The sequence below is a fragment of the Paraniabella aurantiaca genome (assembly GCF_050309965.1).
In the GTDB taxonomy this organism is placed as follows: domain Bacteria; phylum Bacteroidota; class Bacteroidia; order Chitinophagales; family Chitinophagaceae; genus Niabella.
On sequence record NZ_JBLOSY010000002.1, the window covers coordinates 342,931 to 368,854 of the forward strand.

Annotated in this window: 21 protein-coding genes; 13 read left to right on the forward strand and 8 right to left on the reverse strand. The window is 41.7% G+C overall.

The genetic code is table 11. The features are described from left to right. Nucleotides 1–8 precede the first annotated feature (8 nt). From ACLOAU_RS16100 to ACLOAU_RS16115, 4 genes are all read left to right on the forward strand, one after another. A complete protein-coding gene (locus ACLOAU_RS16100; RefSeq protein WP_427862924.1) occupies nt 9–1,682 on the forward strand; it encodes a RagB/SusD family nutrient uptake outer membrane protein in 1,674 nt (557 codons plus the stop codon). Between the two features lie 171 nt (nt 1,683–1,853). Further along, the gene (locus tag ACLOAU_RS16105) at nt 1,854–3,056 is read left to right on the forward strand and encodes an acyltransferase family protein (RefSeq protein ID WP_427862925.1); all 1,203 of its coding nucleotides are present in this window, start codon (nt 1,854–1,856) and stop codon (nt 3,054–3,056) included. 18 nt (nt 3,057–3,074) lie between these two features. Next, a complete protein-coding gene (locus ACLOAU_RS16110) occupies nt 3,075–4,706 on the forward strand; it encodes a sodium:solute symporter family transporter (RefSeq protein ID WP_427862926.1) in 1,632 nt (543 codons plus the stop codon). Between the two features lie 22 nt (nt 4,707–4,728). Then, complete coding sequence (locus ACLOAU_RS16115) at nt 4,729–6,492, forward strand: hypothetical protein (RefSeq protein WP_427862927.1); 1,764 nt, start codon at nt 4,729–4,731, stop codon at nt 6,490–6,492. A 168-nt stretch (nt 6,493–6,660) separates the two neighbouring features. Here ACLOAU_RS16115 and ald read toward each other — a convergent pair whose 3' ends face one another. Next, nucleotides 6,661–7,785 carry an alanine dehydrogenase gene (gene ald / locus ACLOAU_RS16120; RefSeq protein WP_427862928.1) on the reverse strand — a complete coding sequence of 375 codons (1,125 nt, stop codon included), beginning with the start codon at nt 7,783–7,785 and terminating at the stop codon, nt 6,661–6,663. Between the two features lie 186 nt (nt 7,786–7,971). On the opposite strand from ald, the gene ACLOAU_RS16125 reads away from it, so the two are divergent. Both ACLOAU_RS16125 and ACLOAU_RS16130 read left to right on the forward strand, forming a co-directional pair. Beyond that, nucleotides 7,972–8,430, forward strand: coding sequence for an Lrp/AsnC family transcriptional regulator (locus ACLOAU_RS16125; protein WP_427862929.1), 459 nt, complete (start codon nt 7,972–7,974; stop codon nt 8,428–8,430). A 175-nt stretch (nt 8,431–8,605) separates the two neighbouring features. After that, complete coding sequence (locus tag ACLOAU_RS16130) at nt 8,606–10,060, forward strand: sialate O-acetylesterase (protein ID WP_427862930.1); 1,455 nt, start codon at nt 8,606–8,608, stop codon at nt 10,058–10,060. A 67-nt stretch (nt 10,061–10,127) separates the two neighbouring features. Here ACLOAU_RS16130 and ACLOAU_RS16135 read toward each other — a convergent pair whose 3' ends face one another. Next, nucleotides 10,128–10,727 (reverse strand): nucleotidyl transferase AbiEii/AbiGii toxin family protein, encoded by a 600-nt coding sequence (locus ACLOAU_RS16135; protein WP_427862931.1) that lies wholly within the window; start codon nt 10,725–10,727, stop codon nt 10,128–10,130. Nucleotides 10,728–10,796: 69 nt separating this feature from the next. Continuing rightward, nucleotides 10,797–11,303, reverse strand: coding sequence for a HigA family addiction module antitoxin (locus ACLOAU_RS16140; protein ID WP_427862932.1), 507 nt, complete (start codon nt 11,301–11,303; stop codon nt 10,797–10,799). 239 nt (nt 11,304–11,542) lie between these two features. Here ACLOAU_RS16140 and ACLOAU_RS16145 point away from each other — a divergent pair, with 239 nt between their 5' ends. After that, nucleotides 11,543–12,415 (forward strand): AadS family aminoglycoside 6-adenylyltransferase, encoded by an 873-nt coding sequence (locus ACLOAU_RS16145; protein ID WP_427862933.1) that lies wholly within the window; start codon nt 11,543–11,545, stop codon nt 12,413–12,415. Nucleotides 12,416–12,478: 63 nt separating this feature from the next. Here ACLOAU_RS16145 and ACLOAU_RS16150 read toward each other — a convergent pair whose 3' ends face one another. Next, a complete protein-coding gene (locus ACLOAU_RS16150) occupies nt 12,479–12,706 on the reverse strand; it encodes a DUF6965 family protein (RefSeq protein ID WP_427862934.1) in 228 nt (75 codons plus the stop codon). A gap of 77 nt (nt 12,707–12,783) precedes the next feature. Continuing rightward, complete coding sequence (locus ACLOAU_RS16155; protein WP_427862935.1) at nt 12,784–13,260, reverse strand: hypothetical protein; 477 nt, start codon at nt 13,258–13,260, stop codon at nt 12,784–12,786. A gap of 350 nt (nt 13,261–13,610) precedes the next feature. On the opposite strand from ACLOAU_RS16155, the gene ACLOAU_RS16160 reads away from it, so the two are divergent. Together ACLOAU_RS16160 and ACLOAU_RS16165 are read left to right on the forward strand one after the other, a co-directional pair. Further along, nucleotides 13,611–15,548 carry a sensor histidine kinase gene (locus tag ACLOAU_RS16160; RefSeq protein ID WP_427862936.1) on the forward strand — a complete coding sequence of 646 codons (1,938 nt, stop codon included), beginning with the start codon at nt 13,611–13,613 and terminating at the stop codon, nt 15,546–15,548. Nucleotides 15,549–15,696: 148 nt separating this feature from the next. Then, entirely contained in the window at nt 15,697–16,101 is a 405-nt protein-coding gene (locus tag ACLOAU_RS16165; protein ID WP_427862937.1) for a response regulator, read from the forward strand. A 45-nt stretch (nt 16,102–16,146) separates the two neighbouring features. Here the strand turns inward: ACLOAU_RS16165 and ACLOAU_RS16170 are convergent, their stop codons facing one another. After that, entirely contained in the window at nt 16,147–17,172 is a 1,026-nt protein-coding gene (locus ACLOAU_RS16170; RefSeq protein WP_427862938.1) for a sterol desaturase family protein, read from the reverse strand. 267 nt (nt 17,173–17,439) lie between these two features. On the opposite strand from ACLOAU_RS16170, the gene ACLOAU_RS16175 reads away from it, so the two are divergent. Further along, complete coding sequence (locus ACLOAU_RS16175; RefSeq protein WP_427862939.1) at nt 17,440–17,931, forward strand: DinB family protein; 492 nt, start codon at nt 17,440–17,442, stop codon at nt 17,929–17,931. Nucleotides 17,932–18,103: 172 nt separating this feature from the next. Here the strand turns inward: ACLOAU_RS16175 and ACLOAU_RS16180 are convergent, their stop codons facing one another. Both ACLOAU_RS16180 and ACLOAU_RS16185 read right to left on the reverse strand, forming a co-directional pair. Then, nucleotides 18,104–19,090, reverse strand: a complete 987-nt coding sequence (locus ACLOAU_RS16180; protein ID WP_427862940.1) for a helix-turn-helix transcriptional regulator — start codon at nt 19,088–19,090, stop codon at nt 18,104–18,106. Between the two features lie 312 nt (nt 19,091–19,402). Further along, nucleotides 19,403–21,001 (reverse strand): choice-of-anchor I family protein, encoded by a 1,599-nt coding sequence (locus tag ACLOAU_RS16185; RefSeq protein ID WP_427862941.1) that lies wholly within the window; start codon nt 20,999–21,001, stop codon nt 19,403–19,405. Between the two features lie 156 nt (nt 21,002–21,157). On the opposite strand from ACLOAU_RS16185, the gene pncB reads away from it, so the two are divergent. The 3 genes from pncB (at nt 21,158) to ACLOAU_RS16200 (ending at nt 25,791) form a co-directional block, all read left to right on the forward strand. Beyond that, entirely contained in the window at nt 21,158–22,354 is a 1,197-nt protein-coding gene (pncB, locus tag ACLOAU_RS16190; RefSeq protein ID WP_427862942.1) for a nicotinate phosphoribosyltransferase, read from the forward strand. Nucleotides 22,355–22,367: 13 nt separating this feature from the next. Continuing rightward, nucleotides 22,368–23,771 (forward strand): MFS transporter, encoded by a 1,404-nt coding sequence (locus ACLOAU_RS16195; RefSeq protein ID WP_427862943.1) that lies wholly within the window; start codon nt 22,368–22,370, stop codon nt 23,769–23,771. 64 nt (nt 23,772–23,835) lie between these two features. Then, nucleotides 23,836–25,791, forward strand: a complete 1,956-nt coding sequence (locus ACLOAU_RS16200; RefSeq protein WP_427862944.1) for an FUSC family protein — start codon at nt 23,836–23,838, stop codon at nt 25,789–25,791. Nucleotides 25,792–25,924: the final 133 nt, after the last annotated feature.

Genomic DNA, 25,924 nt, shown 5'->3' on the forward strand with positions numbered 1-25,924 from the left:
AGCATTTTATGAATAATAATATAAAGCATTTATTAATAATGATGGCAGCAGTTCTGATAATGAGCTCCTGTCACAAAATCGAGGTAACTCCCAATTCTCTTTATACGGAAGATGTATTTCCTAAAACCGACGCTGAATTTCAGTCAGTAATGGGTACTATTTATACCAGCCTTCGGGGACATTATTCCCTGGCATACTGGTTTGCGCAGGAGCTCAGTTCCGACGAAGCCATATTGCCCGTATACGGAGGTAACTGGTTCGATGGCCAGGGTTATATACAACTGCACCGGCACGATTGGAATAAAGATCATGGATGGATCACCACCGTATGGAACGATGCCAATTCCATTGCCGGCCTTTGTAACCAGACTATGTATATCTTTAAAAATGCCCCGGAAGGTGAAAGTAAAAATACAGCAATGGCGGAGTTAAAAACGCTGAGGGCATACGCCTACTGGGAGTTGCTGGATATGTTTGGCAATGTGCCACTGGATACCATTTACCCGAGCCCCGGGGTACAGGCTAAAGCTACAAGGGCTGAAGTATACAACTTCGTAGTATCTGAATTAAAATCAGCGCTGCCATTTTTAAAAACTACTACCGGGAGTGCAACATATGGTAAGGTAACCGCATGGATGGCTAACGCACTATTGGCTAAGACTTATCTAAACGCAGAAGTATATTCGGGTGCTGCTAAATACAATGAATGTATAGCCGCCTGTGATGCCATTATCAGCTCAGGAAATTTTGCAGTTGAACCAAGAACATCTTACTTAAGCCAGTTTTACCCCACCAATGGGCCTTCTTTCAAGGAGTTTATTTTTGCGATACCTTACGATCCGTCTACCAGCAATGGATATTTGTACCATGCACGCTACGATCTTAACCGGAACCTGGGCATTAAATACCGGTATTCAGGAAGTACACCCGGTAGTTATTCTTTCAACCAGATTATATTAAACCTAACAACAGGCAATGGATTGATCAATGCAAGGCCCAGTGGGCCACGCGCTACGCTCTCCAGCTTTTACAACAGTTATTTTAAAACAGATGCAGGCGATATCCGCAGGGACCAATGGTTAGTGGGCAACCAATTTTGGTCAGATGGCAGTCCGATGATGGTGCGAACTACAAAAAAAGGATATGATCAGTTTTACACCGGTGCCGATGGAGGGGATGCTTATACCTACCAACTCTATATAGATTCGATCATCTCGGCGAGACAAACATTGGCGTCGATAGATTTGGGTAATGACGAAATTGCGTGGAACATGGGCATACGTAATATCAAGTTTCTTCCCGATGTTAATTCCTCCAGCCGCAATCAAAGCAATGATGCTCCTATATTTCGCTATTCAGATATTTTGCTGATGAAAGCTGAAGCTATTCTCCGCGGCGGTGCTGCTACTTCCGGGCATACGCCTCTTTCTTTGGTGAATATGGTACGTAGTAACCGTACTACTTCACCCGCCTGGACTTCTGTAACGTTGGACGATCTGTATGCGGAAAGAGCACGTGAGTTTACCTGGGAATGTTGGCGCCGTAATGATATGATCAGGTTTGGGAGGTATGAAAATGCATACGGTTTTAAGAGCAATGCCGATACTTATCGCCGTATTTTCCCGATTCCTACGCAGGCCATGAATACTAATCCGAAACTGGTTCAAAACCCGGGCTATTGATCATAAACGAACTAAAGGAAGTTCCCGGAGCGACGGGCCGGGAATCTTCTTATTTAGTATATTTATTAGACGCATTTGTTTTTGAAAACGGTTTTTGCGCTTTCCCCATAACAGGCATTAAGGCGGCAAATGACAGGAAAGTTATTATAAGTAAGCAATAAAAAATAATTATTGAAAAATATCGATAATGACCAATCCATCATTCCGGGCAAAAGGCTCTTGTCTCTTGATGCCTTAAGAGGGTTTGATATGTTTTGGATTGTTAGCGGGGAAGGTATATTCCATGGAATTGCCAAAGCTATACAGCAAAAGTATGGATTGATACAGGATCAACACACATGGCAAATCGAAGTTACCAATGAGCTTACTTGGATAGAGAAAATTGGGGTAGGCATCAGTAACCAGTTACATCATACTGTATGGAACGGATTTACATTTTATGATCTTATTTTTCCATTGTTTATTTTCATCGCAGGCATTAGTATGCCTTTTTCGTATGGCAAACAATTGTCGGCCGGACCGGGAGCTAAGAAAAAGATCTACCGGGCGTTGTTAAAGCGTACTGTGTTGCTGTTGTTGCTGGGCATGGTCGTAAATGGGTTGTTGCAATGGAAGCCCATTGAAGAAACCCGTTTTGCCAGTGTACTGGGGCGTATAGCTTTGAGCTGTTTTTTTGCCGCCATCATTTATTTGAATGCATCATTTCGCTGGCGTATCACCTGGTTTGTATTGATTCTTGCAGGCTATTGGATGGCAATGGAACTCATTCCCGTTCCGGGATTTGGTCCTGGTATATTAACTCCCGAAGGTAATCTGTCGGCCTACATAGACAGGCTATGGTTACCCGGAAAGTTACACCGGGGCGTTTATGACCCGGAAGGCTGGCTCTCAACCATTCCTGCTGTGGCCACTGCTTTGCTGGGCATTTTTACGGGCGAGATACTACGTAATGCCCGGTATACAGCAATAAAGAAAGTGTTAGGTTTATCTGTTGCCGGCGTTTTTTTTCTTCTCGCAGGACTGGCATGGGGTATTGTATTTCCGATCAATAAAAACATCTGGTCCAGCTCATTTGTTCTATATGCCGGCGGCTGTAGCCTGCTATTATTTGCATTTTTTTATTTTATAATAGATGTACGAGGTATTATAAAATGGAGCCTGCCTTTTGTATGGCTGGGTTGTAATTCAATACTCATCTATCTCGCAGCTCATGGCCTGGTTAATTTCATGTCAACCTCTGAATTTATATTGGGTGGTATAACGCACCGGGTGGATGTGAGGTGGCACGAGGCCATACTTTGGACTGGTGTTGCACTCATCCAGTTTGCCGTACTTTATGGCTTATACAAGAAAAAGATATTTTTAAAATTGTAACGACGACAACCTTCGCCCATGCATACATTATTGCCTGCTGATTATGTGGTATTCTTTGTATACTTTATAGTTGTAGCTGCTTACGGCTATTATATATATCGTAAGAAAAAGTCCGGAACGATGAGTTCTAATGACTTTTTCCTGGCAGAAGGATCGCTTACCTGGTGGGCTATCGGTGCATCGTTGATAGCATCAAATATATCTGCCGAACATTTTATAGGAATGAGCGGCTCCGGCTTCGCTTTAGGGCTTGCCATATCTACTTATGAATGGATGTCTGCGGCCACACTTATTATTGTTGCCGTCTTCATTATTCCTTTATACCTGAAGAATAAGATATTCACGATGCCGCAATTTTTAGCCAAACGGTATAACGACCAGGTAAGTACCATAATGGCTGTTTTTTGGTTGCTCGTATATGTATTTGTAAACCTTACTTCTATCATCTACCTGGGCGCATTGGCTATATCTTCCATTTCTCCCGTAAGTTTCGAATGGAGCATTGTTGGATTAAGTGTATTTTCTGTAATTGTCACTTTAGGAGGCATGAAAGTAATTGGATATACCGACGTGATACAGGTACTGGTGTTGCTGACAGGCGGTTTGGTAACTACCTATCTTGCGCTTTCTTTACTGGCAGATAAATTTGGATTGGAAGGCAATATACTCGAAGCCCTGGGCATACTGCGAAAAGAAGCGCCTGATCATTTTCACATGATATTTGATAAAACGAGTCCGCATTATAAAGAGCTGCCGGGCATGTCTGTCTTAATTGGCGGCATGCTTATCAATAACCTGGCCTACTGGGGATGCAATCAATATATCGTTCAGCGTGCCCTGGGTGCTGATTTGAAGACAGCCCGCAATGGAATTTTGTTTGCTGCTTTTCTAAAACTTTTGGTGCCGGTTATAGCTGTGCTGCCGGGTATTACCATGTATGTGATGCATCAGAATGGTATGTTTCAACAAGAGATGAAAGATGCTGTAACGGGAGCCATCAAACCCGATCACGCCTACCCAACATTGATGAATCTCTTGCCCGCCGGTTTAAAAGGGGTAGCTTTTGCCGCACTTACTGCGGCTATAGTGGCATCACTTGCCGGCAAAGCCAATAGTATTTCCACCATCTTTTCGTTAGATATTTACAGGAAGTATTTTGATAAAACAGCCTCTGATAAAAAGGTAGTGCGCGTAGGCCGTTACGCTGTAATTATTTCTATGTTGATGGCCGCTTTGGTAACACCTGCTTTAAAATCGCTCGACCAGGCTTACCAGTTCATCCAGGAGTATGTGGGTTTTTTTTCTCCGGGGGTATTAGCCATATTTTTATTAGGCATGTTCTGGAAGCGTACCACAGCAGCTGCTGCGTTAGCCGGAGCCTTGCTTACCATACCGATATCCGCTGTATTAAAGTTTATGCCTGTATGGACCAAAGGAAGCTTTCCCGACTATCCTTTTCTCGATCGAATGACCATTACCTTTTTTATAATAACGATACTGATGATCGTGATTAGTTTACTAAAGCCTGCAAGCCAGGCGGATAATGCTATCAGGGTTGATAAAAACTGGTTTAAAGTGTCAACAGAATTTGTGATAGGTTCTATATTTATTGGTGGCATTTTAATAGCCTTATACACAGTTTTCTGGTAGCAGGTCTTCTTTAAAATTAACTATGAAAAGAAGTGATTTCTTAAAAATAGGCGCCATGGCAGCACTGAGTCCATTAGCTGTAAAGGCGGTAAACGGCAATAGGGCAATATCGATAGATAAAGTGTTGATGAGCCGGTTAATTCAGGCCAATGATGATCAGGCTACACTATTGCTGCAATCATTAAAAAAAAACAAACTTCAGTTTAGTCGGATGATCGCTTACAATATAGCTACGTTGGCAGCGGCATATTGTGCAAAGGGCTCTACGTATTACCATCAGAAAGCTGTTGTTGAAAAACTGGATATCCTGGTCAAATTTCTTGCAGCCGCGCAGTCGGAAGACGGAACGGTTAATGCAGGTAACCTGGAGTCGCCACCGGATACCGCTTTCTTAATAGAGATATTGGGACCTGCCGCTGCTATTATGCGAAATGATAATAGTAATGACCTGCAACAGGTGCAGCATGAGTTGAAGCAGGTAATGCTAAAGGCAGGAGAAGGTTTAGTAACAGGAGGAGTTCATACGCCTAACCATCGTTGGGTAATTTCTGCAGCGTTGGCCCAGATCAATCATTTATACCCGAACAGGAAATACCTCGACCGTATTAATGACTGGTTAGGCGAAGGCGTTTTTTCAGATGCGGACGGTCATTACCCGGAAAGAAGCGGTATTTATTCGGGGGTTGAAAATGCAGCACTAATAACAATAGCCCGGTTAACTGATCAACCCTGGTTATATAAGCCGGTGAGAAAAAACCTGGCCATGTATTACTATTACATTGAAGCCAATGGAGACCTGGTTCGCAATGATTCAAGAAGGCAGGATCAATACGAGTTTGCTGCCAGGCCCGCGACCCTTCTTTATTTGTCCTACCGCTATATGGCTATTCACGACGGGGATAAGAACTTTTCCGCTATTGCCCAAATGATAGAAGCCACTGAATCTTTTGATAAGGATATCCTCAGTCGTTCGCTTTTTAACTTTATGGACGAAGTGATATTACAGCAGCAGTTGCCTGCCGCATCACCTTTACCCGATAGATATGAGAGATTATTTTCAACTTCCCATCTGCTAAGAATAAAAGATAACGATACTTCTGTTACACTATTCGGGGGTGTTGACTGGCCGTTGATTATAGCCTCCGGCAGATCGAATTCTCCTGATTTTTTCGCCTACAGGAAGGGTAAGGCTATTCTTAAGTACATGCGACTGTCGTCCGGTTTTTTCAGCATGGGATATTTTTATAGTGATGGAGTTGAGAAAGAGGGAAATAGCTACATACTTAAGAAAAAGCTCGAAGTGCCCTATTATCAACCGTTGCCTGAAGCAAAGCGGAAGGCGGATGGTGACTACGCTTTGTCGCCCAGCATAGATGGCAGGTTCTGGAATAAAATGGATTTTAGTGACAGGCCTGTAAGTAATGTAAAAACATTGGAAACCATTATCCGTTTCACCGAAAACAAAGGAAGGGTACAGCTGGAATTTGATGTAAAGGGCATGAAGGATATACCGCTGACAATAGAACTGTGTTTTAAAGAAGGAGGTAAGCTTAGCGGTGTAACTGCTGCTGATGCCAATGGTAACTCTTTTTTGGAACAGGGTACGGGTGAGTACCGTAATGGCAATGACTTTATTAAATTTGGGCCGGGCGCAGTTAGTCATAAACAGGTGACTAATCTTGAAGGAGAACGTTATAGCACCCATTTCGGAACACTGCGTACCAGTGGCGATCATGTGTATATTACGGGTACAACACCTTTTAAACACAAACTGGTTTTTAGCTAAGCAACTTTTATATAAAGCTACTACCTGCTTCTGACACGAGGATTAAAACCAATGGCTGGCATGTTGATCCGGCTGCAAATAAAAAAGCTACTGTCCATTGTCATCGTTACATGATCAATAACAGCAGCTTCATATTTATCGTCACCGGGTACGGATGAGATAATATAATTAGAGCGCTACTAGCTCATTTTCTAGTACTTCACTAAGCGGTAAATCCCAGGCTTCCGCAACACCCTTATACAATACCTTTCCATTGGCTATATTCAGTCCCTTTTCCAGCTCTTTATTTTCTTTGCATGCAGTTTGCCATCCTTTGTCTGCCAGTTGCAATGCGTAAGGTAAAGTAGCGTTGGTTAATGCAAGGGTAGAGGTATAAGGTACAGCGCCAGGCATATTGGCTACGCAATAATGAACGATGTCGTCGATAATAAATGTCGGGTTTTCGTGCGTGGTAGGAGTGCAGGTTTCAATACAACCGCCCTGGTCAACCGCAACATCTACCAGCACAGTTCCAGGGCGCATTTCTTTTAACATATCGCGTGTAATAAGTAATGGTGCTTTGGCCCCCGGAATTAATACAGCGCCGATGATCAGGTCAGCGTCCTTTATCATATCCCGGATATTATAGGTATTAGACATCATCGTGGTTACATTGGCAGGCAGGATATCAGAAAGCTGACGCAGCCTGGGCAAACTTATATCCATGATCGTAACCTGTGCACCCAGTCCGGCAGCCATCTTTGCAGCTTGCGTACCTACTACGCCGCCGCCTAAAATCAAAACCTTACCGGGAGGAACGCCTGGCACGCCACCGAGCAGAACGCCACGACCTTTTAGTGGCTTCTCAAGGCATTTTGCACCTTCCTGAACAGACATACGGCCCGCCACTTCAGACATCGGTATTAGTAAAGGCAGGCTCCCATCTCTTTTTTCAACTGTTTCATAAGCCAGGCAAACAGCGCCACTTTCAATCATAGCCATCGTTAATGGTTCCGAAGAAGCAAAATGGAAATAGGTGAACACCAATTGATCTTTTTTGATCAGGCTATACTCTTGCTCAATGGGCTCTTTTACTTTCATGATCATTTCAGCAACAGCATAAACCTCTTCTATAGAATTCAGAACCGTTGCCCCGGCAGCCAAATAATCTTCATCGCTGAAACCACTGCCTGCACCCGCATTGTGCTGTACATATACATTGTGACCGCGACCTGTCATTTCAGCCACACCTGCGGGCGTAAGAGCTACACGGTTTTCATTATTCTTTATTTCTTTGGGGACGCCTATAATCATATTTTGAATTAATTTGATACAAAATTATTTACAGGAAAAAAGTTTCTGTATTTATTTAAAAAAATAAATATTTATTTCTGATTGCTAGTATCTATAAAGAAAAAATTTCTAAATTTATAGTAGAATAAGATCTTAAAAAGAAAAAATGTTGCTTCTATTCTTTTAAAACCAAAATATGTTTAGTGTATGATGCTCGACGAAACAGATAAAAAGATCCTGCGTCTTTTACAGGAAGATGCACATCTTACTTACAAAGACATTGCAAAAAAGATCAATCTTTCTTTAACGCCGGTTCACGATCGCATCAAGAAACTCGAACGGGAAGGCGTAATCCAGAAATATGTAACTGTTTTAAATAAAGATAAACTGGGTAAGCAGCTAATGGTGTATTGCCAGGTAAGTCTTGCGAAGCAGACTTTTGATATTTCTGAAGCTTTTAATGCAGCAATCAGGAATCTGCCGGAGGTATTGGAATGCAACCTGATATCGGGAAATTATGACTATATGCTTAAAGTAGTAGTACCGGATATGGAAAGCTATCATACCTTCCATCAAAAGAAGCTCTCCATATTATCCGCAGTTTCTCTTATTAATACCGTTTTTGTAATATCCGAAGTAAAAAATTCTTTTGCATTACCGGTATAGCTTAATGGTTCGGGCGTTGATTTGTTCATAGTGCTGAGGGCGTGCATGAACGCCTGGTAAATTGAAAGCCAACAAGCCCATCTTTTTATCTCGAATAATATCTTAGCAGGCTTACTTTTACAGGCATCAATAAATGATATCACTAATGGCCGCCAACCAAAATATTTTAAAAACTATGAAAAATAAAGTACCTGCAGGAAGAATCCGGCCAATCATGATATTTATTTTATCGGTGCTTTCATTGGCCGGATACGGACAATTAAGGATGCCCCCGGTATTTTCCTCCGACATGATTTTTCAACAGGGTGTAAAAGTTCCCGTTTGGGGCAAGGCACTACCTAATGAAAACATCCAGGTTGCTTTCGGAGAACAGCGGGTAAGCACCCGTACCGGAAAAGATAGTTGCTGGAAGGTGGAACTCAAACCTATGAAGGCAACATTTGAACAGCGTGAGATGAGGGTTACCGGAAAGAAAAGCAGTATAACCTATCATAATGTTGTGGTAGGAGAAGTGTGGATTTGCTCAGGCCAATCTAATATGGAATATTCGATGCAGCTTTACCCTGGTTACGCACAACCTTTAAAAGGAGACAACCTGGCTGCTGTAGAACTCGGTAAACCGGAGAATTCGCTGATAAGGATCTATAACTGTTCGCGCAATGGAAGTAAAACATCTTGGAGCCCTGCTAATGGAGAAAGCCTGAAGGCTTCGTCTGCAGCCGGTTATTTTTTTGCCAGGAACGTCCAGGAAAAACTCAATGTGCCTGTTGGTATTATTACTGCTGCAGTAGGGGGCACACATATTGAAGCATGGACAGCTACTGAGGATTACAGGCGATCTTCCTTATTTGCTCCGTTGCTGGAAGCAGGTGGCGGACAGGTTGGTGAACAGATACCCGAAACCTGGTATAATGCGATGATCGCACCATTGATACCTTATGCGGTTAAAGGATTTTTATGGTACCAGGGTGAGAATAATTGTGCCAAGCGCGACACCATGTATACTGAAAAATATAAAATATTGGTGGAAGGCTGGAGGGAAAAATTTGATCTCAAAGCAGCTCCATTTTATTATGTATTATTAGCCCCTCATATTTATTCTGACAGATTACACAATAAAAACCGGAACGCAGTAACAGCCGAAGATCTCCCGTTGTTCAGGGAACAGCAGCTGAAAGGCGCAACCATTACCAGTAATACAGATTATATCGTGATCAGTGACCTGGTAGATGACCTTAAAGATATTCATCCCTCCTATAAGTGGGAAGTAGGCAGGCGGCTGGCGGGTCTTGCACTTGCGAAGACTTATGGTATATTAAACATACCCTGCTCTGGTCCCCGAATGAAAAGTACACATATTACAGGGGATTCAATCGTAGTAACTTTTGATCACTTCGGAGATGGTTTAAAGACGATAGATCAAAAGCGCTTAAGTTGGTTTGAAATAGCCGGACCTGATCATCAATTTCATCCTGCTTTAGCAGAAATAAGAGGGAAAAATGAAGTCGTTGTCTTTCATCCCAATATCAAAAATCCATCAAGAGTTCGCTTAGGCTGGCACGAAACTGCGATGCCCAACCTGGTTAGCGGGGATCACTTACCGGTTACCCCGTTCAGTACAGGTTTGTAGTGAGCGGTAAAAGGTGTACTCTTGAACATTGAGATGACAATCCAGCATGCTATAATTAATATTGGTACTACCTTGTTGGCTTATATGTCTTTAATACTTCCTCCAGATCCAGCTTGATCAGTTGCCAGTATTTGGCCTTCAGGCATCGCGGTTCAAAGTCATCGTCTGCTGTGTGGAAATCGATAAGCTTCTCGAGCAGATCTGCCCTGGAGTAGCTATACGGGTATCTTTTTTCGTAGAAATTAAGCATTTGCTCAAGACTGTAATGATCTAACAATTCATGCAGATCCCAAAAGTCCTTTTTTCGTCCATCGTGGCCAATCACCTCCAATTTCATCGCAGCAACCTCTTTTATATCTGCCATCCTGATGCCGTCCACGATTAGTTCCGGGAAAACAAAATGATCTGTGTAAAATAAATCAAGTTTAATGGCTTCACTATCATTCCTACCAATCAAACAAGATAGTCCCATTCCTTGCTGCCCACTAAAAGCCCCACTCACAAATGGAAAATTAAGTTTTAAAGTATCCTCAATCAACTCAAAGTCAACATTTCCATAAGTCGCATCGGTAAACAGATCGATATCTACAGACTCTCTATGTCCAAGCTGAAGGGAAAGTGCGGTACCTCCAACCAGTCTAAATGAGCGCAAAGTATCGAGGGACATCAATTGCCGCAATTGCTTTAACAGTGTACGTGAAACCGTACTATCATGCAATTTCATAGTCAGTAAGCATTAATTGAGATATTTAGATACATTATCTTTATAACTAGGTAAAAAGGATTCTTTCATTGAAAGAACTTCCTTTTTAACAATCTCTTTACCATAAAAATTTATCATGGCCCATATTTCTTTTTCATTTCCTCTTTCCAATATGCGCTTAATGATAGACCTTTTACTTTTATGCCAATTAATCTTGTGGATGTGGGTATCCCAAAAAAGTACTTTTCTAAATGATGCAAGATCTGGTTTTGGATTTGCACTTATTGCCTCCGCTCGCTCAACCTCGTAGCTTGCCTGTAAAAGCATAAAATAATCCTTATCTACATTAAACTCGCGCGAAAGCTTAATGGACAGCGTTGGAGTAATTCCACGGCGCTCATTTAAAATGGCGCTGATCGTTTGTTTGTGTTCGTCTATGTGTTGAGCCAATTCAACTGCGGGCATGTTTCTGATTTGCAGCTCCCGTTTTAAGATTGCTCCCGGATGAATGCCTTTTATTTTTGATATTGCTGGCAGCATAAATACAAAGTTACTAAAAGTTAACGAGTAAACAAAAGTGTTTACTAGGCTGTAGTATCTTTAGATATATTGGTACTTAAAAATGAGGGGAAGCATTTGATTGTTAGGAAATCATAGTTTAAGGGTGTTTTTACAAGAATTCCAGGCGGTAGGAGCCGTCAAATAACCCCGCATAGTTATATCCTTGCCTTTTATTTTTGCATGGGTAATCTGGTTAATGTTTATATTAAAATGATAAAATGAAACAGAGAGATGATAAGTTACAACTCATCCTGAAATGGGCTGAGCACAATAGCGATGTACTTGTAGTTTTACTCACAAGTTCGCTTGTAAACCCACATGCACCGGTTGATGAATTCAGTGACCTGGATATAGAAATTATTTTTGAAGATAACCTCAGTTATATCATTAATAAGAATTGGGTAGGGGAATTTGGCAATCCTATTGCCATGATTGAAGAAGATGAGAGCTGTTTTGATTATAAACACGCCATGAAAATGGTTTTGTATGAGGACGGAGTTAAGGTCGACTTTAAATTATATAGTAAATCAAAGTTTTTAGAAGATATCGGCCAGAATGAATTACCGGAAGACTGGGATATCGGGTATAAAGTTTTGATCGACAAAGAGAACTTAACCAGGGCTATGCAGGCTCCGACCTATCAGGTCAGCATCATTAAAAAGCCGAGCGAAAATGAATTTCGACGAATAGTCAACGACTTTTGGTGGGATACGACGTATGTGGCTAAATGTCTCAAAAGAGACGAAATATTTTATGCAAAATTTATGTCGGAAACCAATATCCGCACGCAGTACTTAATTCCTTTAATCGAATGGTATATAGCAGGTCAGCACAATTGGAGTATGACAACAAATAAGTATGGAAGACTGTTTAAAAAATATCTTAGTCCTGATATGTGGGAAAAAACGTTACTGACATTTTCCGGAAAGGACCTGGCCGACAATTGGAATGCTTTATTTTCAATGGCCGACCTGGTGACGGAGATGGGTATGGAAATAGCGGAGGTATTAGGCTATAAGTATCCGGTAAAATTGGATAATGACATACGACGGTACTTAAATGATTTGAGAATGAAATCTCCTGATCAATAACCAGTAATTTTTTGCTTCAGCTTTGCATTGGACTCTTGTGTAGCTGAAGGGAAGACATGTTGTTTATTTTACCGGATCGAGGATAGCCTTTTTTACTTCACATAACATATTCCATCTTTGCGTGGCAATAACCGGTATTAACTGTTTCGTCTTAAGTAAGGTAATGTTTTCCTGTACAAACAATGGCGCATTGGTATAAGTAGTGGCCGCATCAATCTTTACGACTTCGGGAATTGTAATTTCATTGAAAAACTTCTCAATTTCAAAAAGCTGTATATCTGTAAATGTCATGGCTGCAAGATAAGTCAGCAGCGCGCTTGTTTTGCAGCTTTCTATAAATTTCTCCCCAAAGATGGAATGTATTCCCCTTACAACACAGACGTTTTATCATGATACATAATAAAACCTTTTCTTTTATTAAAGCTTTCCTTTATTTTTTTGAGAGCAGCCTCCAGATTGCCTCCACCTTTTTCTTCCGGGTCGTTGCAATCAGGTGTGAAGACAATCACCCATTTATCTACCTCTTTTATTAGCTTCGTCACTAGTTCAAAGAAAATGCTTCGTTCTCCAAAAATGTCGGCCGGGGAGGCTAAATGATCAGGCAATTTGTCGTCGTCATATTCAATAGAAATGCATTGCCATTGCTGTTCCTGAAGATCACCGGGCAGAGTGGAAGGTACAAAGAAGGGTAACGGTCCCATCGTAAGTTTAAAATACTCATATTGTGCCTGAACAAGGTCTTGTGGGTATAATTGCCCATGCCACTGAATAACCTTTCTTTTAAACGCGAGACCCGGTATACTACGATTTGCCGGAATCATTATATCAACGCAAACTTCCTCCATAAATGTGCTTTAGATTGATTTTTATTAATATATCCACCGATATCAAGCTCTGCAATTTTGAATAACTTTACAAGTCGGATTGTAAAAAGCAGATTTTTAATATTTTTTCAATATTTATACCAGAGTAGGTTGAATTTGAAAAGTAAACAACTTCCTGTAAAACATGTAGAAAAAATTATACAATCTGGGATTGTCGCCATAGTGTCGTGTTGATATATTAATAATTGTTATAATGCTATTGACCATTTATTGACGCCCGTCAGAAATATCGTCACCAGCGGAATTTTTTGACTGTGCAGCCTGGCTGAGAATATATGGTAGGCTGTAATGCTTAACTTTATCAGATGTTTATGAAGTGGAAGCGTTTTGTTTTTTTGCTGATACTGCTGTTTTGCGTCACTTTTTCATGGTCCCGGTCTACGAACCCCGATCAGGGAAACCCAATCCGGTATGTCGGTAATTTAACTGACTATTTCAGAGACACTTCCACCCGGTTAGCATTACCCCGGGTGCAACAAGCCTATCGAAATGGAGAGTTTGCCAAAGGGCGCACCAGTATACTTAATTTCGGTAATACGTCTGCCGCCATTTGGGTTAGACTATCAGTAAATAAAGCAGAAAATAGTGCCGATTACCTGGTTGTAGACCATGCCAATATTGAGCGCGTGGATTGTTATATTAGCTGGGGTAAGCAGTGGAATCATTATAAGGCGGGATCATTAACCGATCCCTCTGACGGTGTCAGAAGTACCAATCAGTATATTTTCCCGATCAATATACCCGAAGGACAAGAAAGTGCAGAAGTATGGCTTCGTGTTCAAAGCAGGAATATTATGCTGCTGCCTTTGCAGCTGGCCCGCGCTGACAATTTATACCATATAGAAAACTCCAAAAACAGAATAGTCGAGCTTTGCTTTGTTGGCTTCCTTTTCGCACTGCTTATCTTTCACCTTTTTCTTTACTTTACTGTAAAGGATGTTGCCTATCTCTACTACTGTTTGTTCATACTGTCTCTTGGTATTTATACCATCGGTTACCTCTGCGGTCATATTTACCTATTAGGAGATTCAATTAAAACCTTTGTTTACAATTATCCACATATTTTCTTTTGCGTCGGTTTCGCCTGCTCTATTTTAATCACTAACCGTTTCAGTAATATCCGGTCTATATCGCTTTTTCTTTTCAGGTGGACTAAGATATTACTCGGCGGTCTTTCTGCTTTGCTGTTCTTAAGTGCTTTTGGTTTTAAAGCCCAGGCAGCAATGGGGGCACAGGCTTTTGGCTTGTTGGTTCCGATAACTTTAATTATTACCAGCATATGCGCTTACCGGCTTCAACGAACGGTTATTGTTTACCTGGGAGCTGCCTGGCTTGCCTTCGTGGTGGCTGTCATCTATTATGTACTTTGCCTGCAGGGAATATTCACTTTTCAATCTTATAGTCCTTTGCTTCTTCAAAGTGGGGTGCTGCTTGAGTTTATGCTACTTGCAATGGCCCTGGGGCGTCGATATCAAACTATTCTTGAACAGCAGAGACAAGTAGAAGCAGCGCATTTCAAATTGATACAGGTACACAATACAGAGTTGGAGCAACAGGTATCGAAACGCACTGAGAACTTAAAAGAACTTATTGATCAACTTAAAGCCTCCGATGAAGTTAAGAACAAACTTTTTTCAATTATAGCTCACGATCTGCGAACACCCTTTAATAGCCTGCTATCTATATTGTCAACTGATGTTATTGATTCCCTGAATGAAAATGAATTAAAGATGATGCTTCGTTCCAATAGCAATCAATTTCAGCAGCTAAAGATAATGCTGGACAATATTCTTCATTGGGCGCGGTCTCAGATGCAGGAAGTGCAGATCAGCAGGGAACATTTTGATATTATCAAAACAACCAGTTTTTTGACGACAGTCTATAAACCAATAGCGGAACACAAAAAAGTGAGGATACATCTCAAAAGCCCGGCCGAGCCCCAGTTTTGCATAGCAGATAAAAATCATATCCGTTTAGTTTTAAGGAATTTGTTGGATAATGCAGTGAAATATACAGATCATTCCGGGGATATTTTGATCGAAATTGACAAGATCTCCGGCTCGGTTCGTTTTAGTATACAAAATAGTTTCGCAGCGAGCGCCGGCCTCCGGGTTAAGGTAAAAACTACCGGATTAGGTATCAATTTGTGCGAAGATTATTTACACAGGAATGGCAGCTCACTCCATAGGGAAATTGCAGGAGATCTTATTAAATTTAGTTTCCTCTTACCCGCTGCTGAACTGAATTAACAGAAAATACGATTCGTTGCAGTATACATGGATAGCAATCGGAGTAAAAGTATTATAAAAATAAAAATTCGATGCTCTTGAGAAAGATAAAGTTACCTTTGACCCGCCAGATATACAAGCCCGGTATTTGGCAACCTTCTAAATACAAATGAACGTCAATAAGCTTATTCTTATTGTAGACGATGATAACGTTTACAAACTAGTCACTCGAAGGATGATTAGTATCTGCTGTAGCAATGCAGAAATTATCTTCGCTGAAAATGGCCGCGAAGCCATCGATTTACTTCAGAGCGCTATTCGGGATCGGTCTATGAGATTGCCGGATATTATCCTGCTGGACATTGAAATGCCGGAGATGAATGGATGGGAGTTTCTGAGAAATTTTTCGTCTTTGCCCGGAACAGCCATTAAAGGTATTGAAATATATGTTGCCAGTTCGTCGATCGATGATCTGGACCGCGAACGGACCCGCATTTACCCGGCTGTAAAAGAACTGTTGGTTAAACCTTTTTCCGTAAGTAAAATATCAGGCATCATCAACGATAGAAATTGAAGAGTGGATGTAAACACTTTCTAATTGCAGGGGTCAAAATGTAACTCAAACAGTTGCTTCATTGCTTTTATCATTTTCGGGAGCTTTATCTTGATCTGCAAGAAATCCGTTGCGGGCGATCCTGGCTGTTTGATGATTGCCGGTATGACTCCAGCCTGGCGGCATTATGATGTATAATAGTTTGTTTTTCAGTCCGGGTGCTTTTACTACATCTTTCCACAAGCACACAATTTCTCCGAAGTAGGCGTCCAGTACATTGTTTTGATTGATCTTCCGGGTAATGCCATATTCAATTTTGACCTCGTTCTGCTCTTCCTGGTAGGTTTTAAATACCTTATCCCATATATTTAAGAGGTTGCAGAAGTTGGTATCCATATATAACGGGTTACGGGCGTGATGAACACGGTGGTGGGATGGTGTTAGCAAAATTTTTCCTAAAAAACCCAGGCGCCCGTTTTTAATAATATTTTCACCTACATGTATAAACGATCCCCACAATCCATCAATAAACATAATCAGAAATAGCAATGGAGGGCTTACCCCCAGTATAATACAAATGGAGGTGCGTATAACATCGGCATAAGGAGCTTCCAGAAAGAAGTGTGCAAAATTTACGAACAGGTTCATTTGTTGAGGCGCGTGGTGGGTTGAGTGGAGGCACCATAGTATCCTGATCTTATGCGCTAAAAAATGGTAGACAAAATGTGCTAACTCCCATACCAAATAACCGTACAAGAGCCAATACCAGGTGATATCAGTTTTGAAAATGGCCCATTGCTCAAAAAGACCGATACAAAAGCCCACCGCAGCTATCGAAATAAACCTCGAGATAAACCGGTTAAGCACAAATACCATAAATGATAATTTGTAATCTTCTATCTTAAAACGTTTGTACACGATGGCCCGGATGATTTCTATCAGAAGCAGAAAGGGTATGATGGGATATACCAGGTTTTGAATTCCAGCCCAGGTGGTGAGCGAACTGTAATCGTTTTTCTTCACCATTTCTATAATTCCACCAATACCAAAAAAACCGATGAATTCATTATACAATGTTTCGAAAATATTCATATGCATAGCTTTTATCGCCCCACTAAATTAACTATAGTTTTTAATATGGGGGAAATGACGGTGAGATCTTTTTAGGTCAATATTTGGGGATCCTGCTTTCTCCCTTTATGAAATAGCTAATGCTGTTCATTAAAAGCTCTTATAACCCCGAGTCAGGTTAACCCTATATATTCTCCCGATAAATATGAGATTGTTTTTTGCTGTTGACACACTGTTGTCACAACCGGGGTTGAGCTTTGTGTTATCAATCATTAAAAAACAAAAAATATGAGCACTACAACTACAATTGAACGTCCCATCATTAGCGCTGAAGAGTTATTAACTGCCTGGCAGGGGCATCGCAATCTTACCCGTAAGGTTATTGAAGCATTTCCAGAGAAAGATATGTTTACCTTTTCTGTTGGCGGCATGCGCCCATTTGCAGAGCTGATCAAAGAGATTATTACTGTATCTGCTGTAGGATTGAAACAAATTGTAACAGGCGTCATCACCCCTTTTGAAGATGCTATGCCACAGATCAAAGAAAAGGCTGATTTGTTACAGGCCTGGGATGAAGCGAGCGAACAGATCAATGTTTACTTTCCGCAGATCAGTGCCGAAAAGTTTCATGAGGATATTAACCTCTTTGGTGAGTATAAATTCCCTGCTATTGAAAATATCCAGTATTTTATTGATAACGAAATTCACCACCGGGCCCAGGCTTATGTATATCTGCGTGCATTGGGTATCGAACCACCTTTTTTCTGGGATAGGTATTAATTGTAATAACTTGCCCAAACCCCGAACATAAAAAATAGGAGAGACAATATATAGCGGAGACCGCCGGATTGAAGCCGGTGTCTCCGCTTTTATACACTCCCGTAACGCACGGTACTGTTGTCGACTTACAGACAATACCAGCATCCAATATCTAATATCCGTTATCAAACAGCTAACCGCCCTTGATCCGCTTACCAATATCCTGCGTAAGTGCTTTCAGCCGTTGTTTAAGACTTTCGGGTTCAATGAGGTCCGATTTGTCAGCCAATACAATAAACCAGCGGAGAAAATATTCCGGCTCATGAGGATAGTGAAAGGTCATTTCCGTTTTGTTGCCTAATTTTTTTTCAGAGATAAAGCCGTATTGCTGACGGCTATGCTGAACGTACTTTACATATGCAGTATCCATCGTAATTCTAACAATTTCGTAAGTATCGAATTGTGGTTTCTGCAGGTAGGCTGACAGCTCTTTGTGCCGAAAGGTAAAGCCGGCTTCCAGGCTGGTTATCCTTATAATGCGATCTGATCTGAAGTTACGATGCTCTTTTCTTAAATGACAATAAGCTACCAGGTACCAATACTCTTTATCATGATATAAACCAATGGGCTCAATATTCCTTTCTGACGGCTGGCTCGCATCAAAGGACTGGTACCGTATAAATACCTGTTTCTTATTAACGATGCCATTCATAAGGATCTCCAATGCATTCGGTACTTCTTTATTAAACAGGTTCTTTTTAGGAGATACATGAATATTCGCATTAAGCTCGTCAATTCGGTCTTTATCTGTCCAGCGTAAAACAGATTTTACCTTAAACATAGCCGATTGAAAAGCATTGCCGAGGGAACGATCGGTGAAATGCTCCATCAGTTTTTCGGCTGCCACAAAACTTACAGCCTCCTCCCGGGTAAACATAACAGGGGGCAATTTATAACCTTCAACTATAGAGTAACCAACACCCGCTTCAGAGCTAATGGGAACGCCGGAGTTCTCCAGTGTTTTGATATCCCTGTAAATAGTGCGCAGACTAACCCCAAAACGGTCAGCCAGCTCCTGCGCTTTTACGATGCGTTTGGACTGTAACTGGGTTAAGATAGCCACTACACGGTCAAATTTCTTCGGACTATCATCGTGTATTTCATCATCTATTGCAGCCATCTGTTTGAATTGTGCTGCAATTTAGAAAGCTAAATTGAGGATTTCAAATATTTATAAATACAGGCTACATAATCAGGCTGAACGCATCCAGAACTCTTTGTTGGCAATAGAATATATCGCAGCTACGCCGCTATAATCACCATAATAAAAGCGCTTTAGCTGCAATATGTAATAAAACAATAAGCATAAAAGGGATATGTTAGTAATTTAAGCTTACGTCTTCGATTATGTAATAAGGTTGCCCGTCAGTCATTAATAAAACCGCAGCACCAGGGGCACCGCGGTTGTTATAGCTGGGTAGATGTTATGCTGTTAAATGGTTTTGGGTGTGTATATAGTTACCATACCATCACCTTCACTGCTCACAATCAGTAAGGACTTTTTAGTAGGACTCATTCTTGCAGGGACGAACAATACACCCTCAGGAGCGTCTCCGGTTTTGACCAGTTGTAGGAACTTAGGATTTTGTGGATTACTAATATCATACATGGCTACAGCATCCGCCCTTTCCATACCCACAAAAGCTACATCGGTTTTTCCTACTTTACCAACAGCAATGCCCTCAGGTTCTACAGATTTATCGTCGCTTCTGCCGTCATCGTAGCCTGGTATTTTATTATCATTGTTGCCCAGGCCAAGTATATCGTATGTTTTAATATCCAGCTCATTTTTGCTGTCGAAAACCTGTGCACCGGTCAGGCCATTCCACACGCTGAATGAACGTGCACCGAAAGAGTATAATTCATCAAAATCGCCGTCACCATCTTTATCACCTAAAGTTGTTGTGATATTTAAACGTCCCAATATGCCATTCTGCCTAAGATCGGTTGCATTGGGAAAAACTACGGGATCGAGAATAATACTTTTATTGCCAATTCTTTTTGCCTCCACGTATATGTCTTTATCATTTGCATCTTTATATTCACGTGCATCGCCTTCGTTGGCAGTAAACAGGTAGGGTATACTACTACGTTCTAAAACAGCGATAGCATCCGGCATATAAATCCCTTTTACATGAGACCATTTGGCGGCCAGGTACCTTTTATCGTCATCAGTAACGTCGATCTCGTTACCGGCCAAAGAGTAATCTTTGAAACCTAGGGGGAAAATGTCTGTAATAACTTTACCGGCGATATTTACTTTAGCTATCGCATTGTTTTCCTGTAAAGTAACCCAGGCGGTTTTCGAATCGGCAGATATCGTAATATATTCAGGTTCTATATTCGATGCAAAATCAGGATTAGCCTGCGGTCCAAAAATCCTGAAACCTTTTGCTTTCAGAGCGGTTGCCTGGCCGGCAAACCCGTCAAAATATAAGGTTGTAACAGCATAATTGTTATCCGTATCTATGATGGAGATACTTCCTTTAGGGTCTGTTGAGTAATCAGCATTAGGCTCACCTTCATTAGCAGTCATAATAAATTTCCCGTCAGGGGAAAAGGTAACCATATCAGGCAGGGCGCCCACAGTCACCGATTTGATTTCGCTATAGTCGGTTGTTTTTAATACGGCAACTTTTCCATCATCCGTTTTGTTGATAGATTGTATTGCAGCTGCCAATCTGCCGTTATAAACACTAACACTATTTACAGCGCCACCATAAGGTGCCATACTGATGGATCGTATAAACACCGGGTTTGCCGGATTTTTAATATCCACTACATCAATACGGTTCACTGCTCCATCGGTGCCTTCATTATTAACTACAAAAAGCCTTTGGGTAATACTATCGTAAGCAGAAATTTCGGCTGCTGCAGTTCCCCCGATTTTTATTTTTCCAATCTCAGCGAATGTTGCCGGGTCTTCATTCACAAAGAACTCCGGCTCGGGAGTTACCCCATTGTTGTCATTTTTTTTGCAGGACGCTATAGCTATAAGGGCGGCAATAAGCAGCTTTGTATTATGCTTCATTATCTGGTTTTAGTATGAAGCGCGAAAGTATCAGCGCAATGTAAAGAAATTGTGAACTCAGTTTTAAGCAATTGTTAGCTTATGCCAGCTATTCCAGGTAGTATTCTCTAATTGCCAAAGAATGTTATTGTTACCTAAAATTTGTACATTGCTTATATGGAGCAACAATTTCCTCTTATACTGGGGTCGATCCTTGATAATGATTTTTATAAAATCACCATGCAGTGCGCGGTAATCCGCTTGTTTCCGGATATTAAAGGAAGGTACCGCTTTATAAACCGGGGAAAGCACCCGTTTCCTGAAGGGTTTGGTGATGAATTGAGGCGTCATGTAAATGCTATGGCTAACCTGACCCTGTCAAAGCAGGAGAAAGATTTTCTGAGTGTGCGATGTCCCTACCTGAACCCCGCTTACCTCGACTTTTTACAGGGTTACAGATACGACCCTGCAGAAGTGACTATCGCCCAAAACGGAACAGAGTTGGAAGTAAGTGTTGAAGGATACTGGTATCGTACTATTTTATGGGAAGTACCGTTGCTGGCTTTGATCAGCGAGCTTTTCTATAAAATGGAGGGTATGAACCGCATCAGCAATGAGGCTCTGGCATTGCGTACAAGAGGTAAAATGAATGTTTTTAAAGAGTTGGGAGTTACGGTGGCAGAGTTTGGTACGCGCCGACGCCATTCTTATGAAGTGCAAAAGGAGGTACTGAACACTATGATGGAGTATTCGGCCGGTGAATTTGTAGGTACCAGCAATGTACACCTGGCGATGCTATTTGATGTAAAGATCATTGGCACCCATGCTCATGAATGGTTTATGTTTCACGGAGCACGCTACGGCTACAAAATTGCCAATGCTTTTGCCTTAAAAAGCTGGGTAAAGGTATTTAAAGGCGACCTGGGTATAGCCCTAACCGATACCTATACTACTGAAGTCTTTTTTACCCAGTTTAGTAAACAATTTGCCAAATTATTCGATGGGGTACGTCATGACAGCGGTGATCCGCTGTTGTTTGCCGAAAAGACAATCGCGCATTACCAACGTTTGGGTATCAACCCGCTTCATAAAAGTATTATATTTTCCGACGGTTTAAACCCCGAAAAAGTAGCTACAATTACCCGTGCCTGCAAAGACAGAATAGGTATTTCATTTGGAATTGGCACCAATCTCACCAATGATGTAGGGCTGCAACCCATGAATATAGTTATGAAGCTGGTGGAAATTGCAGCACCGGATATGCATTGGACACCTACCGTAAAGTTGTCTGACGAGCCGGGCAAGCAAACCGGCAATGCTGGCATGGTACGGTTGGCCCGGGAGTTGCTGGAGATTACCGCTGTCGAGATTTAAATAAAACAGGATATTGGAAACAACAGTTACCGTTACAAACAATACAAAGAAGATACTACCAGCAATTCTGGCAACGGCTATTTTTATGCAGATGCTGGATTCTACTATATTAAATACATCGCTGCCATCTATAGCGAAGGACTTAAATGAGTCTCCACTGGATATGCAGAATGCCATTATAGGTTATGTATTAACCCTGGCATTGCTGATGCCGGTAAGTGGTTTTTTGGCCGATAAATTCGGCACTAAGAAAGTGTTCATTTTTTCTTTGGCTATGTTCGGTATAGGGTCTTTGTTTTGTTCGCTCTCGCAAAATCTTACGCAGTTGGTGATCTCAAGAGTAGTACAGGGCGTTGGTGGAAGTTTAATGACACCGGTAGGCAAACTGGCGCTGATCAAAACCTTTCCGAAAAAGGAACTGCTGAAAGCAATGAACTATGCCATCATCCCGGCATTAATTGGCCCTGTATTGGGGCCTTTGGTGGGCGGATATATGGTAGATTATTTATCCTGGCACTGGATCTTTTTAATCAATATACCTATTGGTCTTATCGGCATTCTGCTTAGCCTTAAGTTTATGCCCGTTTATAAATCACCTATTATCGACTTTGACCTGAAAGGGTTTCTCATATTCGGGGCAGCGTCTTTATTACTTTCTATTGCCCTCGAATTATTTGGCAACACGGTAACCAATACGCCGGTATTACTAATTACAGTACTGGGATTTCTGATGGTTTATTTTTATTACCGGCATGCCAAAAAAGATAACAATCCCATTTTTCCTTTAAACTTATTTAAGGTTAGAACCTTTAGAGTAGGGATACTGGGCAACCTGGCTACACGTCTCGGTATCAGCTCTATTCCGTTGCTGCTACCCATGATGATACAGATCGCTTACGGGCGATCGGCAGTAACATCAGGCTGGATCATAGCACCCATGGCACTTACAGCGATGTTTGGTAAGTCAACTGTGATCCGTATACTGAACCGGTTTGGGTACCGTACTACATTAATGACCAATACATTTGTAATCGGTATACTGATCTGCTGCCTGGCCATTCCCGATGTGCATAATTCTATCTATTGGTATATACCCATCATCGCCGTTTTAGGATTTTTTAACTCTGTACAATTTACGTCTATGAACACCATCTCCATTGCCGACCTGCGGGGTTATCATACCAGCAGCGGTAATTCACTCATCTCGGTTAATCAGCAGCTGGCGATTGGTTTTGGTGTGGCTTTTGGTTTAATTGTATTGAAGATATTCCAGGGCGATACCAGTTTGATAAAAAATGAGATCCATAACGCCTTCCGCTACACTTTTGTAACAGTAGGGGCTTTAACTATTTTATCAGGACTTGTATTCAGAAGACTGCATCCGAAAGACGGACTAAATATGAGATCGGAAGAGTAGCTGCATTTGGGTTAAAAGTATATTGCTTATAGCGTGTTCACCTAATATTTAAATTTGTCGGGTAATGGGAAGCGGAACAAAAAAACTCCTCACGGGTGAACATGGTGGCGATGCATTGCGGAATACACTGGCAACGATCATACCGGGTATAGTAGTAGCCTGTTTGGTTAAGCTGGATGTAGCCGTTGTGGTAAGCATTGGTGCATTGTTGGCTTCGCTAACCGACATGCCCGGTAGCCGGGCTGATAAATGGCTGTCCGCGAAATGGTGCATACCCGCTTTCTTTATAGTTGCTCTTACAACGGCTGCCAGTCTGCATTATGCGTGGATTTTGGTACCCTGGTTAATGGTAGCTGCTTTTGCGGGTGGTATGTTATTTGCGCTTGGGCCCAGGGTAGCGATAGTGGGCATACTCAGTTTGATTGTGGCCTGCTTTACGATTGGTTTGTGGCCGGTTGATCCGCTTTTCTACAGTTGCTGGTTTATTTCAGGCGCCGGGTGGTATTTTTTTATCAGCATGCTTTTAGCCTATTATGCGCCCTACCGGTCTTTGAAGCATGCCTTGAAAAGAAGCGTTAGCGGTATAGCTGCTTTATTAAAAGCCAAAGCACTATTCTATGACGCTAATACAACAGTGGAAAAAGCCTACGAAGAGTTGAGTGCACTTCATGTAATAGTAAGTGAGCAACAAGACCAGGTAAGACTGCTACTATTGAGAGAAAGGGATTTGTTAAAAAGGGAGAATGAAAAAGGACAGCAATGGTTGAACCAGCTGTATGCAATGATCGATTTGCATGAAGTATTAACTGCTATTGATCATGACTATGATACCATAAGAGAAGCGTTGATAAAAACCGGAGCATTGGAGCTGGTTCAAAAAATTGTTTTATTATTAGCAGATCGGGTACAAATGATTTTCGAAAGGGATGATACAGGATCAGCAAAGGCCAATAAGCTGGAGATACAGAGACTTGCAGCAGAATTAAACGAATTGAGCGATACTGCACCGGATGCATCTGGTGCAGTATTATCGGCCACTATTGCTAATCTCCGGGAGATATTGGATCAGGTGGATAGCATGGGATACTCTATAGATGTTGATGCAAAAAGTGCCGGTCAGTCAGAAGCTATAGATTATAAGCACTTTATCCCGGCCAGTTCTCTTAACTGGAAGGTTATTGCCGGTCATTTTAGCTGGAAATCGGATGTTCTTCGTTTTGCGATAAGGTGGGCATTGTTATTTGGAGCGGGAGGACTGGTCGGTTTCCTGCTTCCCGATTTCAGGTATACTTACTGGGTATTGTTAACTATTGCAATTGTGGCCAGGCCTACATTTGCCGTTACGCAGCGTAGAAACTTCCAACGCATGAAAGGAACCGTGCTGGGGCTGCTGATTTGCCTCCCTCTTATTTACTTGCTGCATAATACATGGCTTCTGCTAATTATCGCAACATTTTCTTTGTATGGTTTCTTCCTTTTCAATCAACCTAATTATACTATAAGTGTCCTCTTTATTACCATTACAGCAATGGTATTGCTAAATATGCACCAGGGGGCTTTCCCGGAATTGCTGGGAAGCCGGGCGGGGTTTACATTGTTGGGTGCGGCGCTGGCCATACTCGGTTGGTTCCTGCTTCCTGTGAAACAAAGTCGGCAGCTCAGCAAGCTGAAACATGATATCATACAGACGAACCAGGATTATTTGACTGTTATTGTCAGCTGTCTCAATAATGAATCTGTTAATAACCAGGATATTCGCCTGGCCCGCAAAAAAGCACATACCGCTTTAGCTTCTTTTTCAGATACTTTAAATCAGCTTCGTAATGAACCTGGGAGCAACAGGAGGGACTGGACGCGCGAATCACAATACCAGTCTATAGCTTACAGGGCCAATTCGCTAATAGTGGGGATAGCCCTTTCTGTAACTGGCGGCCGGTCAGGTACTCATGCATTGCCTCAAATTCAACCGCGTATCGATTATGTACAATCGCTTTTCAGCGAGTTGGAGCAACTAAAATAATAATGACCAGCATGCTTTAGCGGATACTTATAAAACGATTTTATTTTATCTCCAGCGCTGCAAGAACCACCATGGTAATCAGCCAAACTTACATGTCTCCTGGTTATTCAATTATTCAGGCAGACCGTCGCTT